The 17,907-nt window shown below is 38.9% G+C and carries 17 protein-coding genes and 2 riboswitches; of the genes, 13 read left to right on the top strand and 4 right to left on the bottom strand.

All coding sequences use genetic code 11. The features are described from left to right. Window positions 1–70: 70 nt before the first annotated feature. The 13 genes from CLLU_RS08660 to CLLU_RS08600 all read left to right on the top strand — a co-directional run bounded on the left by CLLU_RS08660 (window position 71) and on the right by CLLU_RS08600 (window position 13,388). Window positions 71–2,416 carry a DMSO/selenate family reductase complex A subunit gene (locus CLLU_RS08660; RefSeq protein ID WP_207655972.1) on the top strand — a complete coding sequence of 782 codons (2,346 nt, stop codon included), beginning with the start codon at window positions 71–73 and terminating at the stop codon, window positions 2,414–2,416. Between the two features lie 15 nt (window positions 2,417–2,431). Next, a complete protein-coding gene (locus tag CLLU_RS08655) occupies window positions 2,432–3,013 on the top strand; it encodes a DMSO/selenate family reductase complex B subunit (protein ID WP_106009346.1) in 582 nt (193 codons plus the stop codon). A 15-nt stretch (window positions 3,014–3,028) separates the two neighbouring features. Further along, window positions 3,029–3,670: a TorD/DmsD family molecular chaperone gene (locus tag CLLU_RS08650; RefSeq protein ID WP_106009345.1), complete on the top strand. Its 642-nt coding sequence runs from the start codon at window positions 3,029–3,031 to the stop codon at window positions 3,668–3,670. Window positions 3,671–3,864: 194 nt separating this feature from the next. Beyond that, a riboswitch (glycine riboswitch) is annotated at window positions 3,865–3,958 on the top strand. A gap of 59 nt (window positions 3,959–4,017) precedes the next feature. Next, window positions 4,018–5,124, top strand: coding sequence for a glycine cleavage system aminomethyltransferase GcvT (gene gcvT / locus CLLU_RS08645; protein WP_106009365.1), 1,107 nt, complete (start codon window positions 4,018–4,020; stop codon window positions 5,122–5,124). Window positions 5,125–5,139: 15 nt separating this feature from the next. After that, complete coding sequence (gcvH, locus tag CLLU_RS08640; RefSeq protein WP_106009344.1) at window positions 5,140–5,520, top strand: glycine cleavage system protein GcvH; 381 nt, start codon at window positions 5,140–5,142, stop codon at window positions 5,518–5,520. A 4-nt stretch (window positions 5,521–5,524) separates the two neighbouring features. Further along, window positions 5,525–6,868 (top strand): aminomethyl-transferring glycine dehydrogenase subunit GcvPA, encoded by a 1,344-nt coding sequence (gcvPA, locus tag CLLU_RS08635; protein WP_106009343.1) that lies wholly within the window; start codon window positions 5,525–5,527, stop codon window positions 6,866–6,868. Beyond that, window positions 6,868–8,322: an aminomethyl-transferring glycine dehydrogenase subunit GcvPB gene (gene gcvPB / locus CLLU_RS08630; protein ID WP_106009364.1), complete on the top strand. Its 1,455-nt coding sequence runs from the start codon at window positions 6,868–6,870 to the stop codon at window positions 8,320–8,322. Before gcvPA ends, gcvPB begins: the two co-directional genes overlap by 1 nt. Window positions 8,323–8,335: 13 nt before the next feature. Continuing rightward, complete coding sequence (locus tag CLLU_RS08625) at window positions 8,336–9,025, top strand: Crp/Fnr family transcriptional regulator (RefSeq protein ID WP_106009342.1); 690 nt, start codon at window positions 8,336–8,338, stop codon at window positions 9,023–9,025. A 142-nt stretch (window positions 9,026–9,167) separates the two neighbouring features. Further along, window positions 9,168–10,160, top strand: a complete 993-nt coding sequence (asrA, locus tag CLLU_RS08620) for an anaerobic sulfite reductase subunit AsrA (RefSeq protein ID WP_106009341.1) — start codon at window positions 9,168–9,170, stop codon at window positions 10,158–10,160. Between the two features lie 5 nt (window positions 10,161–10,165). Continuing rightward, a complete protein-coding gene (gene asrB, locus CLLU_RS08615; protein WP_106009340.1) occupies window positions 10,166–10,957 on the top strand; it encodes an anaerobic sulfite reductase subunit AsrB in 792 nt (263 codons plus the stop codon). Between the two features lie 16 nt (window positions 10,958–10,973). Then, window positions 10,974–11,924 (top strand): sulfite reductase subunit C, encoded by a 951-nt coding sequence (gene asrC / locus CLLU_RS08610; RefSeq protein ID WP_106009339.1) that lies wholly within the window; start codon window positions 10,974–10,976, stop codon window positions 11,922–11,924. 61 nt (window positions 11,925–11,985) lie between these two features. Then, window positions 11,986–12,555 (top strand): tRNA 5-(aminomethyl)-2-thiouridylate-methyltransferase MnmM, encoded by a 570-nt coding sequence (gene mnmM / locus CLLU_RS08605; RefSeq protein ID WP_106009338.1) that lies wholly within the window; start codon window positions 11,986–11,988, stop codon window positions 12,553–12,555. A 73-nt stretch (window positions 12,556–12,628) separates the two neighbouring features. Further along, window positions 12,629–12,732, top strand: a riboswitch (SAM riboswitch). Window positions 12,733–12,956: 224 nt separating this feature from the next. After that, window positions 12,957–13,388 carry a hypothetical protein gene (locus CLLU_RS08600; RefSeq protein ID WP_106009337.1) on the top strand — a complete coding sequence of 144 codons (432 nt, stop codon included), beginning with the start codon at window positions 12,957–12,959 and terminating at the stop codon, window positions 13,386–13,388. Window positions 13,389–13,465: 77 nt separating this feature from the next. On the opposite strand, the gene CLLU_RS08595 is transcribed toward CLLU_RS08600, so the two are convergent. From CLLU_RS08595 to CLLU_RS08580, 4 genes are read right to left on the bottom strand one after another with little or no spacing between them, the layout of a single operon-like run. Further along, window positions 13,466–14,266: an ABC transporter ATP-binding protein gene (locus CLLU_RS08595; protein ID WP_106009336.1), complete on the bottom strand. Its 801-nt coding sequence runs from the start codon at window positions 14,264–14,266 to the stop codon at window positions 13,466–13,468. Further along, a complete protein-coding gene (locus CLLU_RS08590; protein ID WP_106009335.1) occupies window positions 14,242–15,294 on the bottom strand; it encodes an ABC transporter permease in 1,053 nt (350 codons plus the stop codon). Before CLLU_RS08590 ends, CLLU_RS08595 begins: the two co-directional genes overlap by 25 nt. Window positions 15,295–15,310: 16 nt before the next feature. After that, the gene (locus CLLU_RS08585) at window positions 15,311–16,333 is read right to left on the bottom strand and encodes an ABC transporter substrate-binding protein (RefSeq protein WP_106009334.1); all 1,023 of its coding nucleotides are present in this window, start codon (window positions 16,331–16,333) and stop codon (window positions 15,311–15,313) included. Window positions 16,334–16,386: 53 nt separating this feature from the next. After that, window positions 16,387–17,733 carry an O-acetylhomoserine aminocarboxypropyltransferase/cysteine synthase family protein gene (locus tag CLLU_RS08580; RefSeq protein ID WP_106009333.1) on the bottom strand — a complete coding sequence of 449 codons (1,347 nt, stop codon included), beginning with the start codon at window positions 17,731–17,733 and terminating at the stop codon, window positions 16,387–16,389. Window positions 17,734–17,907 lie beyond the last annotated feature (174 nt).

Here is a 17,907-nt window from a genome sequence, read left to right as displayed (position 1 = left end):
AAAAACAGTGGATTTGATGATTCACTGTTTTTATAAAATGTAAATATGTAAGATTAAGAGGTGCATGCTAATGAAGACAGATAGAATAGAACTTTTGAATATTGACGAAACAACATTTGAATTTATAGAAAAATCATCTGGAGAGGATGGCTTTTATGCATTTGACTCCAAAAATGATCTGGATGAAGAGGAGAAAATAATTTCCACTTCCGGTTCCCATAACTGCGGCGGAAGGTGTGTCATAAAGGCACATGTAAAGCACAATCGCATTGTGAGAATATCCACGGAAGATGACATACCGGACACTGAAAAAATTCCACAGCTCAGGGGATGCTTAAGATGTCGGGCTTATCGAAACAGAATATATGACTGTAACAGGCTGAAATATCCAATGAAGCGCAGGGGAAAACGGGGTGAAGGAAAATTTGAGATCATAACCTGGGATGAAGCGCTGGATATTATTGCAGATAATTTGAGGAGAATAATGAATAAATACGGTCCTGACTCCATATATATTCAATATGCTACGGGAAATGAAGGAAGACTTTCGGAAAATGTGTGGATGAAAAGACTTCTTGGAATGTATGGAGGGTATCTGTCCTATTATGGAACCTACAGCACAGCTTGTACTCAAGCGGCCACTCCCTACACTTTTGGAACTATATACACCGGAAACAGCAGGGAAGACTGGGTCAATTCGAAGCTGATAATTTTACTTGGCTTCAATCCTGCAGATACCATACATGGAACCAATACCGCCTATTATCTCAAGATGGCTAAAAATGCAGGTGCCAAAATAATAAGTATTGATCCAATTTACTCCAATACGGCAGTGGCTCTTGCGGATGAGTGGATACCGATCAGACCCACTACGGATAATGCTCTGATGGATGCCATGGCCTATGTGATGATTGTAGAAAATCTTCAGGATCAGAAATTTCTGGACAAATACTGCATTGGTTTTGATGAAGCACATATGCCTGCAGGAATTCCGCCTGGAAATTCCTACAGGGACTATGTACTGGGAAAAGGTGCTGGCAAAATACCTAAAACTCCTGCCTGGGCTGAGTCGATTACGGGAATTCCGGAGGAAACCATTGTCAGATTGGCGAGAGAATATGCACTTAGTAAACCTGCTGCACTCATACAGGGATTTGGACCCCAAAGACATGCTTATGGAGAGCAGGTGGCAAGAGGTGGAACTGTACTGGCAACCATGACCGGCAATATAGGCATCAGTGGTGGATGGGCGTCAGGAACGGGATATCCGGTGAGAGAGGAGTATGTGGCATCCATTCCTCATTACAATCCCAATAAAAGTCAAATTTCCATGTTCAGCTGGCCGGATGCCATAGTGAGGGGAAAGGGCATGGGAGCTGATTTAAGCGTTAAAGGGACAAAAAAACTGTCTTCCAATATAAAATACATATTTAATTTGGGCGGAAATTGTCTTGTAAACCAGCATACGGATTCTAACGGTACTGCAGAAATTCTGAAAAATGAAAATCTGGTGGAGCTTATTGTGACCAGTGATCAATTTTTAACTGCCAGTGCACGGTTTTCAGATATAGTACTGCCTGCGGATGATATGATGGAGAGGGAAGATATAGTGACACCCTGGGGATTTGGTGATTATGTACTGTTTATGAACAAGGCAGTGGATACAGTCTTTCAATGCCGTAATGCCTATGACTGGATAAGTGATCTGGCAAAAAAGCTGGGACTTTCAGAGCAGTTTACCGAGGGAAAGTCTTTGAGTGACTGGGCAGAATATCTTGTGGAGAAGACAGCCGGGGAAAATCCAGGTTTTCCATGTTTTCAGGAGTTCAAGAAAAAAGGAATATACCGCTGGATTTATGAAGAGCCCTGTATTGCTTTTAAAAAGCAAATTGAAGATCCTGTCCATAATCCTTTTCCAACTCCTTCGGGTAAAATAGAGATTTTCTCCGACAGGCTGTGGAATATGAATAACCACAGGAAAATACCTGCAGTTCCCCAGTATATTTCTGCCTGGGAGGGGCCGGAGGATCCTGTTTCGGGAAAATATCCAATTCAGTGTATAGGTCATCATTCCAAAAGAAGAGTACATTCCACTTTTGACAATACGGGCTGGATGGAGGAAGTGGAGCCCCAGAAGGTTCTGATGAATTGTGAAGATGCCGGAGAGCGGCATGTTGCAGAGGGAGATATGGTCAAAGTGTTCAATGACAGGGGCACTATAATTTTACCTGTGAAAATCACTTCCAGGATTATGCCGGGAGTTGCCTCCATACCACAGGGCGGCTGGTGGATACCAGATGAAAAGGGAATTGACAGAAGAGGGTGTATAAATGTTTTGACCAGATATAAGCCAACTCCGCTGGCTTTTGGGAATCCGTCCCATACGAGCCTGGTTGAAATAGAAAAAGTATATTAGAGGGAAGTGGTTTAAATGCGCAGACAGCTGGCATTTTATTTTGAACAGAAAAGTTGTACGGGGTGCGGCACCTGCAGCATAGCCTGCAAGGATAAAAACAATCTGGAAACAGGACAGAATTTCAGGAAGGTATATGAAGTCTCCGGGGGGAGTTATAAAAGAAGAGGCAGAGCTATTTTCCCAGATGTATATGCTTTCTGGATTTCCATCAGCTGCAATCACTGCCTTGATCCTGTATGTGCAAAAAGCTGTCCTACAGGGGCAGTTGTGAAGAGGAAAAAAGATGGAATCGTCTATATTTGTGAAGAAAAATGTATTGGGTGCTGCAGATGTATAAAAAGCTGTCCTTACAAGGCACCACAATATGATGAACATATTAAAAAGGTCAGGAAATGTGATTTTTGTATGGATCTGCTGGCTGAAGGAAGGGAGCCTGCCTGTGTGGCTGCATGTCCTATGAGAGCTCTGGCTTACGGACCGTTGGATTTACTTGTGCAGAAGTATGGAAGTATTGATGAAGTGCCGGGTATGCCTGAGGGAAATATTACAAAACCTGCCCTGGTTATTACTCCACATAGAGATGCAGTAGAAAAATGAGGAGAATCAAGTGCAATGGACAATATAAAATTGTGGTTTAGGGAGAGAAAAGCTGTATATTCAACCCTGGCTCTCTTTTACGGGGGCAATTTGAAAACTGGCCTGAATATTTTGGAAAATACGGATTTGCTTGAAAAGCTCACCAAATGGAAAAGTAATTTAGCTGTTCCCCGTGGAGCTGAGATGATATCAAGTGAAATAAATAGAAATAATTTGAATTCTAAATACAGGGAAGAATTGTGGGAGGATTATTACAGGCTTTTTCTTGGACCGGGACGCATTTTAGCAGCTTCCTGGGAATCCGTATATGAAAATAAAGACAGACTGATTTTTGGAAAGTCGGAGTTATCTGTAAGAAGATTTTATCATGAATTTGGACTGGAGGTAAATCCAAAAGAGGCAGCAGATCATCTGCATTTTGAATTGTCATTTATGGCAAGACTTTGTGATTTTGGCTTACGAGGTGATTTGCAGAATATCACAAGAATTTTGGAAGCCATGGAAAAGTTCTTAAAAGATCATCTGTGCCGCTGGATTTCAACATGGAAAGATTCTGTAAAACTTCATGCTGAAACTGGATTCTGGGTTGAATTTTCAAATATGACAGAAGGCTGGCTAATGGGAAATTTGCAGGAAATAGAAAAGTTGAAAAGGTAAACAGTAAAAAATATTATAATGAATAAAAAAATGCCATATTTTTATTGAAATTATATATTTTAAAGTGTATTATTAGTAATATAATAAAATAAGGACTTGGATGATTATGGCGTGAGACAACATCTGTTGACCGAAGAGGCAATGATATATTTTCACAGATATATCAAAAACTTTCAGGTAAAGGCAGCGCTCTAGGACAAAACTCTGGAAAATCTGTTCTTTAAAACAGTACCGAAGGTGAAAGGTGTTTGTATCGAATCTCTCAGGTAAATAAACAGGGACGTGTGAACTATTTGTTCTTCATGTCCTTTTTTTGCTGGATAAAAATATATGAGGGAGGTTTTTTTGTGGAAAAATTAAAGAAGACTGCATTGTTTAATTCTTATAAAAAGTATGGGGCGAAAATAATAGACTTTGCAGGATGGTCTATGCCGGTTCAATTTGAAGGCATAATACCTGAACATGAGGCAGTTAGAGAAAGAGCGGGATTGTTTGATGTTTCACACATGGGAGAGGCGGATATAACAGGAAAGGATGCACTGGAGTTTGTTCAAAATTTAATCACAAATGATGCAGCTGTTCTTGAAGATAATCAAATACTGTATACTCCTATGTGTTATCCCGATGGCGGAATTGTAGATGATATCATAGTTTACAGATTTAACGGTGAACATTTTTTCCTGGTTATAAACGCTGCCAATATAGAAAAGGATATTAGCTGGATGATCGGGCACAAGGGAAATTTTGATGTTGAGATCAAAAATATATCTTCATCTATCATACAGCTTGCTGTTCAGGGTCCTAAAGCTGAAAACATACTCCAAAAGCTCACAGATGTGGATCTGGGGAAAATTAAATTCTTTTTTTGCAAAAGGGATGTGATTATTTCCGGAAGAAAATGCATGATATCCAGAACCGGATATACAGGTGAAGACGGGTTTGAAATATATTCTGCTGCTGAAAATGGAGAATATCTGTGGGATAGGATACTTGAAGCCGGCAGGGAGGAAGGTATAAAGCCTGCAGGACTTGGCGCAAGAGATACACTGAGATTTGAAGTCAACCTGCCCCTTTATGGAAATGAGCTTTCGGAAGCCATTACCCCGCTTGAAGCAGGAATAGGATTTTTTGTGAAACTTGATAAAAAGAATTTTATAGGCAGGGAAGCGCTTCTAAAGCAAAAAGAGGAGGGAATCAAGAGAAAGATAATTGGCTTTGAAATGAAGGAAAGAGGTATTCCAAGGCATGGCTATGAGGTTTTGACAGAAGGCAGGAAAATAGGTGAAGTGACTACTGGATACCGTTCACCGTCTCTGAAAAAAAATATAGGACTTGCCCTTGTGGATTCCGCTTACTCTAAACTGGGAACTGAAATTTTTGTAAAAATAAGAGGCAGACTTCTTAAAGCAGAAGTCGCAGATAAAAAATTCTATAAGAAAAAGTATAAAAAATGACTGGAGGCTTTATAAATGAAGATTTTAAAGGAAGCACTGTACACCAAGGATCATGAGTGGATAAAAGTGGATGGAGACAGGGCATATGTGGGAATCACCGATTTTGCCCAGGATTCTCTGGGGGATATCGTATTTGTGGATCTGCCTGAAGTGGATTCAGAATTTGAAAAGGCAGAGGTCTTTGGGGCCGTTGAATCTGTAAAAGCGGCTTCGGATCTCTATATACCTGTATCAGGAAGGGTACTGGAAATAAATGAAGAACTTATAGACAATCCTGAATACATCAATCAGGATCCTTATAAGAATTGGATAATCTCCATTGAAGTGATGGATAATTCTCAGCTGGGGGAGCTTTTGGCTGCAGAGGATTATGAAAAATTATGTGGTGAGGAGTGATATTATGCATCCCTATTTGCCTTTAACGGACGAAGACAGAAACACTATGCTGAAAAAAATAGGAGCAGACAGTGTAGATGAACTGTTCTCCGATATACCGGCACGTGTCCGTTTAAATAGAAAATTGAATATAAATGATGAAATGTCAGAGCTTGAGGTTAAGTCGTATATTGAAAATACTGCCAGACTGAATAAAAGCTGCAGTGATCTAACCTGCTTTTTAGGGGCAGGCGTATATGATCATTATATTCCATCTGTAATAAAACATATAATATCAAGATCTGAATTTTATACTGCTTATACGCCTTACCAGGCTGAAATAAGCCAGGGTACACTTCAGACCATATTTGAATACCAGACGGTTATGGCAGATTTAACAGGTATGGATGCCTCAAATGCCTCCATGTATGATGGGGCAACTGCTTGTGCCGAGGCTGCGCAGATGGCCGTGAATATCACCAGGCGTAAAAAAGTAGTCGTATCCGGGACACTTAATCCTGAAGTGAGGAAGGTACTTGGTACTTATTTAAGATTTAAAAATTTGAATTTGATGGAAATAGATGAAAGTGAAGGCAGTACAGATATAGACAAACTTAAATCTGAATTGGACGGAGATACGGCAGCGGTTATAGTTCAGACACCAAATTTTTTTGGAATAATAGAAGAACTTCAGGATATAGAAAAATATACTCATAAGAATAAATCTCTTTTAATAGTCTTCTGCAATCCAATATCCCTTGGAATTTTAAAAAGCCCCGGTGAATGTGGTGCAGATATAGCCGTAGGAGAAGGGCAGCCTCTTGGAAACAGCATGAATTACGGCGGCCCTTATTTCGGATTTCTGACTACCAGAAAAAAATATCTGAGAAAGATTCCGGGAAGAATTGTAGGAGAAACTACAGATGCTGCGGGTAAAAGAGGTTATGTGCTTACACTTCAGGCAAGAGAACAGCATATAAGAAGAGAAAAAGCATCTTCAAATATTTGTTCCAATGAGGCGCTTAATGCCTTGACTGCACTAATATATTTGACTGTCCTTGGCAAGAATGGGATAAGGGAGGTGGCACTCCAAAATGTGCAAAAATCTCACTATGCTTTTAGCGAGCTTGTTGAAAGTGGAAAGTATAAGTCGGTGTTTGATAAACCATTTTTTAATGAGTTTGTGGTTCAATCCAAGAATTCAGTGGAAAAAGTAAATAAAACGCTGCTGCAAAACAATATACTGGGTGGATATGACGTGGAGAAGGCATACCCATCTTATCGAAATTCCATGCTTTTGTGCGTCACTGAGAAAAGAACAAAACCTGAAATTGATAAATTAGTTTCCATACTGGAGGGAATAAAATGATGGGTGAATACAATAAACTTATTTTTGAACTTTCTAAAAAGGGAAGAAGGGCCTATTCCCTTCCGCAATGTGATGTACCAGAGGAGAATATTCGTAAATTACTGCCGGAAAAATTTATAAGCAGAGAGGAGCCGGAACTTCCTGAAGTGAGTGAAGTGGATGCGGTGAGACATTTTACGCTGCTTTCAAATAAAAATTTTGGAGTGGATACCGGTTTTTATCCTCTTGGCTCCTGCACTATGAAATACAACCCCAAGATCAATGAAGATATGGCAGGTTTAACAGGATTCACCGAACTTCACCCCTATCAGCCTGAGGAGACAATTCAGGGAGCTTTGAAGCTCATGTATGAATTGAGCGAAAAGCTTGCTGAAATAACAGGCTTTGATGATGTATCGCTGCAGCCTGCAGCAGGAGCCCATGGTGAGCTTTCAGGACTTGTGATAATAAAATCCTATCATGAAAAAAGAGGGGATTTTAAGAGAAATAAGATAATTATACCCGATTCGGCCCATGGAACCAACCCCGCCTCGGCTGCCTGTGCCGGATTTGAAGTGGTGGAAGTGAAGTCTGCTGAAGATGGAACTGTGGATATTGAGTCCTTAAAATCCCTGCTGGATGATGAAGTGGCGGGACTCATGCTCACCAACCCAAATACTCTGGGGATATTTGAAAAAAATATACTGGAAATAGCAGAGCTTGTGCATGCTGCAGGGGGGCTGCTTTATTATGATGGTGCCAATATGAATGCCAATATGGGAAAGACAAGACCCGGAGACATGGGATTTGATGTGTGCCATATGAATCTTCACAAGACATTTTCCACACCCCATGGAGGCGGAGGACCTGGAAGCGGGCCTATAGGAACTAAAAAAGAACTGTCGCAGTTTTTGCCTGTTCCTATTGTATCCAAAAAAGATGAAGGGTATTATCTTGACTATGACAGACCTTGTTCCATAGGAAAAGTCAGGAGCTTTTATGGAAATTTTGGAGTAATGGTAAGAGCTTTTTCCTATATACTGAGCATGGGCGCGGAAGGACTTAGACAGGTCAGTGAAGATGCAGTGCTCAATGCAAATTATATAAAGGAAAGCCTTAAAGAACACTACAAGATTCCAATGGAAGGCGTCTGCAAGCATGAATGTGTACTTGGAGGGCTGAAAAATGATGAAAACGGCGTCACCACTCTCGATGTGGCAAAAAGACTTTTAGACTACGGCTATCATCCACCCACCATATATTTTCCCCTTATTGTAAAAGAGGCCATGATGATAGAGCCCACGGAAAATGAAAAAAAAGAGACTCTGGATGAATTCATAGAGGATATGATAAAAATTGCGAAAGAAGCGGAGGAAAATCCAGATATAGTTAAATCTGCACCAAATACCACCAGTATAAAGAGGCTGGATGAGGTTAAAGCAGCCAGGAAACCTGTGGTAAAATGGAGTAAATAAAAGGGGTGTAATTATGATTGAAGCTGGTGACCGGGATTTTAATAAATTGTCCATGTTTAGAAATATAGATAAAGCTACATTGAAACTGCTCAGGGAGAAAGCTTTTAAAAAAAAGCTGTCCAAGGGAAGGGTATTGTTTTATGAAAAAGACAAGGTGGATAAAATTTACCTGATCCTGAAAGGCAAGGTAACTATGTACAGAATGTCCGAGGAAGGACAGAAAAGGATTATCTACATTTTAAATGACGGGGACTTTATAAATGAGGTCACCTTTGAAAGTCTGCCTGCCTCCGTAAGCTGTCAGGCTTTTGAAGACAGCTGCATCCTGTATTTTTTAAAGTCGGATCTTATGGAGCTCATGTCAGGTGATTTTGCTCTTACCTGTATTATCATGAATTCCATGGCTAAAAAAATAAGGCGGCTCTACAGGCAGCTGAAAAATACGGTGCCGTTGAGAATGGATAAAAAGCTGGCGGCCAAACTCTGGAAATTATCCAGGGATTATGGTGTGAAGTCCAAAGAAGGTACTGTCATTGATTTGGACATAAGCATAACCTATCTGGCAGATATGCTTGGCAGTACCAGGGAGACTGTTTCAAGATGTGTCAATGGCTTCAAGAAAAAAGGTATGATCAAATTTCAAAATAAAAGGATAGTGGTTGCAGATCCAGAGGCTCTGTCTGTATATTTTAGGGGAATTTAGCCCTCTGATGAGGTTTTATAGCATAAAATAGTTTTTTATATTTTTAATGAAGCGTGATTTATGTCACGCTTCATTTTTTATATTTATGCTATGTTAAATATATGGCAATCTTTGTATCAATATTTTAAGGAGGGAAATGAGGATGGGTTTTGTAACTGATACCGAAGGGTTTGATTGTTTCTTGAGGGAATTGAAAAAAAGCTACAGGGTATATGCTCCGGTGAAACTGAAGGGCAGGGGAAGATTTTCTGATACGGATTCAGTAAGGTATGGACAGGTGAATACCATTGAAGAAATAGAATTTAGTACAAAGTCTGATTTTTCACCTAAGGAAGTACTGCTTCCAATTACTCAGACATTGTTTTATTTTACTGAAGATTCTGTAAAGGAACCCAATACAGATGATAGAAAAATATTGCTGTTTTTAAGGAGCTGTGACATTCATGCCATAAAGAGAATTGATGAAATTTATTTGAGAAATGGTTCCGAGGATGTCTATTATAAAAAGCTGCGGGATAAAGTCAAATTTGTGCTTATGGAATGTGAACACAGTTTTGAGAATTGTTTTTGCTGCAGCATGGGGTGCAATACTACCCGGGAATATGATCTATTTGTAAGGTATAAAGATCACAAGGTATTTGTAGAATGCAGGGACAAGAGTTTTGAGGCCTGTTTTAAGGAAGTAAAGCAGTGTGACGTGAATCCCCGCTTTGTAAAATCCAATGAGGTAAAGGTGAATATTCCTGAAAATATAGATGAAAGTATTTTCAGCAATTCCATGTGGAAGGAATATTCTGCAAGATGCATTTCCTGTGGAAGGTGCAACCTGGTGTGCGGAACCTGTACATGCTTTTCCATGCAGGATATTTTTTACAGGGACAATAAAAAAACAGGTGAAAGAAGGAGAGTATGGGCATCCTGTCAGGTAGACGGGTATACGGATATAGCCGGAGGGCACAGCTTCAGGCAGGACAAAGGTGATAGAATGAGGTTCAAGGTAATGCACAAGATCTATGATTTTAAAAAGAGATTTGGATATAACATGTGTGTGGGATGCGGAAGATGTGATGATGCATGTTCTGAATATATATCCTTTTCAAATTGTGTTAATAAATTAAATGAGGCAGTGAGGTGATATAAATGGAAAATATATATTTGCCGGAGGCAAGCAAAATAATTGATATAAAAAAACATACGGATATTGACTACACCTTCAGAATGGAGTTTTCAGGGGAAGTAAGACCTGGACAATTTTTTGAAGTTTCCATTCCAAAATATGGGGAAGCGCCTATATCCGTATGTGAAATAGGAAAGGACTATGTGGATCTCACCATAAGGCGTGTGGGCAGGGTTACAGATATAATTCACAGCTTCTTTAAGGGAGACAGGCTTTTTATGAGGGGCCCCTATGGTAACGGTTTTGATGTGAATTTGTACAAGCACAGAGAACTGGTGGTAGCTGCAGGAGGGACAGGTGCAGCCCCTGTAAAAGGCATAATAGATTATTTTGCCCATAATAGGGACGAAGTCACAAACCTCAATGTGATTATGGGTTTCAAGTCTCCGGAGGATATTTTGTTCAGAGACAATATAGAAAAGTGGAGTAAAAATGCCAATGTGATTTTAACTGTTGATAGAGCAGGTCAAGATTACCATGGAAATGTAGGGCTTGTTACAAAATATATAGAGGATCTTCCCGTTGAAAATTTAAATCAGGTGCAGGTTATTGTAGTTGGTCCCCCCATGATGATGAAATTTACCATAGAGGAATTTTTAAAGAAGGGAATCAGTGAAGAAAATATTTGGGTTTCCTATGAGAGAAAAATGTGCTGCGGTTTGGGAAAGTGCGGTCACTGCAGAATGAATGACACCTATATATGTCTGGAAGGTCCGGTATTTAACTATGTGAAAGCCAAACATCTGGTTGATTAGAAAAGGAGGGTAAGTTATGGACATCAATACAAAAGTCTTGAAAAAAAATGCATTCAGGGTGACCAAGGAAAGAGGTAAAACTGCCGTAAGGATAAGAGTGCCGGGAGGACATATTAAGGCGGAGTATTTTACCCTTCTCCAAAAAATTTCAGAGGAGTATGGGAACGGTACAATTCACATTACAACCAGACAGGGATTTGAAATACCCGGAATTGACATGAAGAACATATCCTTGATAAATGAACTCATACAGCCTGTTATTGAAGGGCTTGAAATAAATCAGAGTAATGTGAATGGAGGGTATCCGGCTTCAGGTACGAGAAATGTCTGCGCCTGTATAGGCAACAGGGTGTGTCCTTTTGCAAATTACGATACAACTGCTTTTGCAAAAAAAATAGAAAAGGCCATATTTCCCAATGACTATCATGTGAAGATTGCCCTTACAGGGTGTCCTAATGACTGTATAAAGGCCAGAATGCATGATTTTGGGATTGTAGGCATGACGGAGCCCCAGTATGACAGGTACAGGTGTATAGGCTGCAAGTCCTGTGTCAACAACTGCAGGATCAGGTCTGCAGATGCCCTCAGCTTTGAAAATTTCAAAGTGGTGAGAGATGGCAGCAAGTGTATAGGCTGCGGGGAATGTGTAGGCAAATGTCCGGCAGGTGCGTGGACAAGGAGTGGTAAAAAATATTACAAGCTTCTTATAATGGGAAGAACCGGAAAAAAGGATCCGAGAATCGGCCGTGAATTCATCAGATGGATAGATGATGAAGACAGCATAATAAGGATAATTCTAAATACCTATGACTATATAGAAAACTATATGGATAAAAATGCTCCTGGCGGGAAAGAACACGTGGGATACATTGTGGACAGAACCGGATATCAGGAATTTAGAAAATGGGCCTTAAAAGATGTAAAGCTCAATCCGGAAGCCGAAATTAAAGAGCACATAAACTGGTGAAAAGTTTGACGGGTTGGAGTATACTTATTAGTATCATATAGGGCAAAGGAAGTTGAGCAGCGTGGCGGAGAACTATTTTACCAATGCGGTTGCACTGGCGAGAGATCTGTGTGCAAAGAAATTGGAAAAAGGAGATACTGCAGTGGATGCAACCATGGGAAAGGGCAATGATACTGTGCTTTTGGCAAAACTTGTAGGCACTTCGGGGAAAGTGTATGCTTTCGATATACAGAAAGAGGCAGTTGACATTACAAAAAAGAACATAAATGAGAGAAATTTGTCGACACAGGTGGAGCTCATAGATGACGGACATGAAAACATGGACAGATATATACATGAAAAGGTAAAACTCATTATCTTTAATTTAGGATATCTTCCCGGCGGGAATCATGATATTACCACCAGGGCGGAAACTACACTGGCTGCTGTTGAAAAATCCCTTGAACTGCTTCAGCAAAATGGAGCTGTAATTTTAGTAGTCTACTATGGACACCAGCAGGGTAAGGCTGAAAAGGATGCCCTGGGAAGTTATGTGAAAACCCTGGATCAAAAAAGATACAATGTAGTCAAAATATCTTTTGAAAATCAGATCAACTGTCCTCCTATGCTTGTAGTAGTTGAAAAGAGATAGGCGAAATAAAAAATTGGCATTGACAAAATACTTTGATAATTATATTATATACTTAATAATAATTGAATATTGATTCTTATCAAGAGAGGTGGAGGGACTGGCCCTATGATACCCGGCAACCTGAATTTATATTATTCAATGGTGCCAATTCCAGCAGGTTAACCTGAAAGATGAGAAATAAAAGGATTTAACTTCCTGTGGTTTCTCCATAGGAAGTTTTTGGTTCTGTGAGTAAATTTAATATTTTAGTTGACTAACTAGAAAACTAGAGGTTAAGTTGAACTTATCCGTAAGGATTGAATTCTGCGAATAGGTAAGATTTAATCTTTTTTTAATAGCGTAAAGATAAAATCAATATTACAAATATTTCAATAAATGTTAGAGAGGAAGGGATATGAAAAATGAGTGCAATATTAAATGATGCAATGAAATATATAGATCATTCCCAGAAAGCGTATTTGATCATAATGGATAAATTTGACAAGGTATGCATTATAGATATAGATGAGTTTATAAGTGATTATGCAAATATGTATTTTATTGTAGATAAAAATACCCAAGATGTAGAAGATGATTCTAAAGTCAATGTTTATTTTGAAAGCAAGACAGAAAAATATAACACATTCAAAAGCATATGTGTCTCCGGAAAATTGACTAAAGTAGTATATCCTACTGAAATTTATAGGGTGTTGAAATCTTTAACCATCAAAAATAGAACAAGATATATTCAAAATGGCAGATTCAAAAACTATACAGTATATAAGTTGAGAGCAGAATATGTGAATCTGTATGATTATATAAAGCCATTGGAAAAACTAAAGGAAATAATTTAGAACTGAAAATTTTTGGGTTCAGGCTGAAAAAGACATTCTTTACAAGCAAGCTATGCCTGAACCTGAGGATTATTTGATTAATGCTCTCCGGCAAAATGGAGTTTTTTTAATATTTCTTTTTTTAATTCTGTAAATTCCAGATCAGTTCTATTCCGGGGCCTTTTAAGATTTATATCTGCAATTGCTTCTATCTTGCCGGGACGAGGTGTCATAATTACTACTCTGTTGCTCAGATAAATTGCCTCATCTACGTCGTGTGTAACCAGTATCATGGTAGTGCCTCTTTTCTGCCACAATTCAACAAGCTTATCCTGGAGATCCATTCTTGTAAAAGCATCCAGTGCCCCAAGAGGCTCATCCAGCAGAAGTACTTTTGGATCATTTATAAGTGCCCGGGCAAGGGAAGCCCTTTGTGCCATACCTCCTGAAACCTGATGTGGATATGAATTTTCAAATCCTTCAAGCCCGGTAAGCTTTATATATTCATGAATTTTATCTCTGTTTTCCTTGTAGATTTTTCTTGCCTTGAGTCCTGCGGCAATATTGTTTTCTATTGTTTCCCAGGGGAAAAGATTTGCCTGCTGAAAAACATATCCTCTTTCGAAACTGGTATTATTTATTTTTTTATTGTCAATGAATAATTCACCGGACTCAGGTTTATCAAGCCCTGCTATGAGTCTCATCAATGTTGTCTTGCCGCATCCCGAAGGTCCTATAAATGAAATGAATTCACCGGCTCTTATAGCCAGGTTTATATTTCTCAAGGCTTCTACAAGATTACCATTTGCATCTATATATATTCTATTTACATCCTTTATTTTGATGGAGGCGTTGTTTATGATGGATAATTTTGTCATTTCAAAAGCCCCCTCTGCCATATAAGTACTCTGTCTCTAATCCTGAATATTATTGCAAGTACAATTGAGAAGACTATGGCCATAATGACTATGGCTGCGTAAACTTTTGCATAATTTGACCAGCCCTTTGCCCAGTTTATATACCAACCAAGTCCAGCCTCAGCACCAAGCATCTCGGAAACCACAAGTGTAGTGAAGGAAAGACCTGTAGCCGTATAGATTCCTGTAAATATAGAAGGCATGGCACCTGGAATGGCTATCTTGAATATGAGAAATTTTTCATTGGCGCCCAGTGTCTTAGCTGCCTCAAAATAGGATCTGGGTATGTTTTCTATGCCCCCGCAGGCCATAAAAGCCACGGGGAACCATACACAGAGCACAATTAAAAATACTTCTGAAATCAAGGTTGAAGGAAATAGTGACATTGCAACGGGTATCCATGCAACTGCAGGCACAACACCTATAATTTTCAGCACCGGGAAAAACCAGTAGTACCACTGTTTATACCAGCCCATTAAAATTCCTGAAACAAGTCCCAGAATTGTACCCGCAATGAAGCCAAGTGCTAAAAGCCGCATAGAATAAAGTGTACTTATTAAAAGTGTTCCGGAATCTTCCACAAGTACCTGGACTATTTGGGCAGGTCCAGGGAAAAATGGAAGCGGCAGTATGTTGGTTTTCGTAGATAAAATGTCCCAAATGGTAAATCCAATTCCTATGGCAAAATAAAATTGTGATTTATGATTTACTTTTAGACTCAATTTTTCATTAAAAAATGAAACTGCATATCCTATAATAAGATAGGCTATAAAAAGTATAAGCATTATCTTATATGGGAAATCTTTAACCATCTGCACTGTAGGCAGAGCAATGCTTTCAGCCAGAGCCGCTGCAAAGGCGGCAATTTGTAAAATGGGCCATACTTTTGATTTGGGTTTCCAGTTTACAGTGTCAGGTGCTTTGACAATAGGTATTTTGTTGATGTTTTCCGGTGAAATTTCTGATTTTGATATGGTATCTGAATTTGCAGATTCACTTAAAGCGTTCACGTCAATTCTCCCTCCATTAATTTTTTGAATTTCCAAGTGCATCGTAATATACGTCATTGGCAAATTTAACAGGATCAGTATCCTTTTTCAAAAATCCTGTCTTGTTAAGCTGTTTTACGAAATATCTGACATCATCTTTTGCAACATCAGTAGTGTCTTTGAAATCATAATTTTTTATGAGTTCGGTAATTAATTTTAAATCACCGCCAGATACATATTTTTTGTCAAGTTCAATTTTTGCGGTTTCTTCTGGATGTGCTGAGATCCACTCATCTGCTGCTTTATAAGCCCTTACAAGAGCTGCAATTTTTTCTGGATTTTCTTTGATTTCCTTGCTGGAAGCATATAAGAAACAGCATGATTTTCCCTTGAATAGTGGATCTTGTGCGATATCCGTTAAAACTCTGTAATTGTTATTTTTTTCAGCCAGGGTGGCAAATGGATCCCAGGCGGCGAAAGCATCCACATCGCCCTTTGAAATAGCTTTTGTGAGCTGGTCAAGAGGGTAAGGAACCCACTTGACATCATTTGTTGGATCAATATCGCTGTTTGCCAAAACTACACTTGTTATGGCCATGGGAGTTCCTCCTATTTCATCTACACCTATTTTTTTACCTTTTAAATCTTTTGCAGTTTTTATTGGCGAATTAGGTGGTACGACCAGTTTTATGCAGCCTTTATGGAGCCCACCTATAACTTTTATATCAAGGCCCTGCTGGACTGAAGGGAAAAATTGAAAGTCACCATTTGTAACGGTGAAATTGCCGCTTGCAAGGCCGGTTTTCTGTTGTTCAAATGTTCCGCTTACGAGAGTCACGTCAAATCCTTCTTTTTCAAAAAAACCTTTTTCTTTAGCTATGTAGGCTGGGGCACCACAAACACCGCCTCCAAGAGCTTGAATTTTCAATTTACCGTATTTATATTTACTTGTTGTCCCATTTTTACTTGAAGAAGTGGGTGTGCTTTTCCCGCAGGAAGCAAGAGCTGGCACTGCTGCAACCAGCAGCAATGCAGCAACTATTCTAGTGATTTTATTCATAATAATTCCCCCATTTTTCCATATCTCTAATTTATGATAGCAGTATAGCTTAATTATCTGATAACTTCTTTGCTTCTTATTTCCCTTGTTTCAGAAGTTTCAGAAACTTTTTTAAAGGCCTGTTCCAGATCATCTATAAGATCTCCTGCATCCTCTAACCCTATAGAAACTCTTATTGTATTAGGGAGTAGATCTGAAAGTTTCTTTTCCTCTGGTGTAAGTTCGCTGTGTGTTGTTTTTGGTGAATTGACAATCAGAGATCTTGAGTCTCCCACATTGGTATGGTAACTGAATAGTTCTAGTGAATTTAAAAATTTATCTATCTCAGAATCAGTGCCCTTGAATCCAAAAGTAAATACGGATCCGGCTCCTCTTGGAAGATACTTTTCAGCTAATTTCTTGTAGGAATTATTTTTTAAATTAGGGTATTTTATCCATGAAACTCTATCATTTTTTTCAAGGTAACCAATTACTTTTTCAGTATTTTCAACTTGCTTTTTTACTCTTTCAGACAGGGTCTCCAATCCTATTAGTGCAAGATAGGCATCAAAGGGGCTTAAAGAAGAACCAAAATAATTTAAATAGTTCATTCTTATTCTTGTGGTAAACGGAAAATCAGGGAATAATTCAAGAAAATTTCTATATCTGTCATTTTCATCTCTTAAAGTGTAATAGGGTTCCAGAAAGTGATTGAATTTTCCATTGGCCCAGTTGAATTTACCGCTCTCGAGAATTATGCCCGCAATAATATTGCCGTGTCCGTTAAGCGCTTTTGTGGCTGAGTAGATTACGATGTCGGCACCATATTTTATTGGATTCAAAAGATATGGAGTTGCAAAAGTATTGTCTACTACAAGTGGTATGTCATGTTCGTGGGCTACTTCTGCAATTTTTTCTATGTCAGTTACTGAAGTGTTTGGATTACTTATGCTTTCAACAAATACTGCCCTGGTGTCCGGCTTTATTTCTTTGGCTAGGGCTTCCGGATTATTGAAATCCTTAAATCTGTCTATACTTATTCCAAATTTGGGATAAAGTTTTTTGAAGCCGTCCAGTGTCCCTCCATAAAGGTATGGAGTGGTAAGTATTCTCCCGCCATTTTCGGCAAGGTTGAAAAGGGTATAGGTTATTGCGGCCATTCCAGAACTGACGGCAACTGCACCGGAAGCACCATCTAATTGTGCAACTCTTTGTTCCAGGACCTCTACTGTAGGATTGCTCAGCCTGGTATAGATAAATCCAGGTTCTGTAAATGAAAATAATCTTTTGGCTCTGTCTGTACTTCCCAGATCAAAGGCGGCTGTTTCATAAATTGGGACTGAAACAGAATGATTGTGCCTGCTGGAATCATATCCTCCTCTTACTTTTAATGTGTCAAATTTTAAATTTTTTTGTGACATTTTGATTTCCTCCTTATTTTTTTGTACCAAAAAACCGGAGATTACATTTTCAAGATGTAACCTCCGGTTTGCCAGTCAGTTATAGAAAATTATCAATAACTTATAAGTAAATTTATGTAAGTTCATGTTTCTTAATATAATATTATAAGTCCATTATTTTGTCAACTATAATTT

It is taken from the genome of Clostridium luticellarii, from assembly GCF_002995845.1.
Taxonomy (GTDB): domain Bacteria; phylum Bacillota; class Clostridia; order Clostridiales; family Clostridiaceae; genus Clostridium_B; species Clostridium_B luticellarii.
This window is presented reverse-complemented; position numbering and strand designations above follow the sequence as displayed.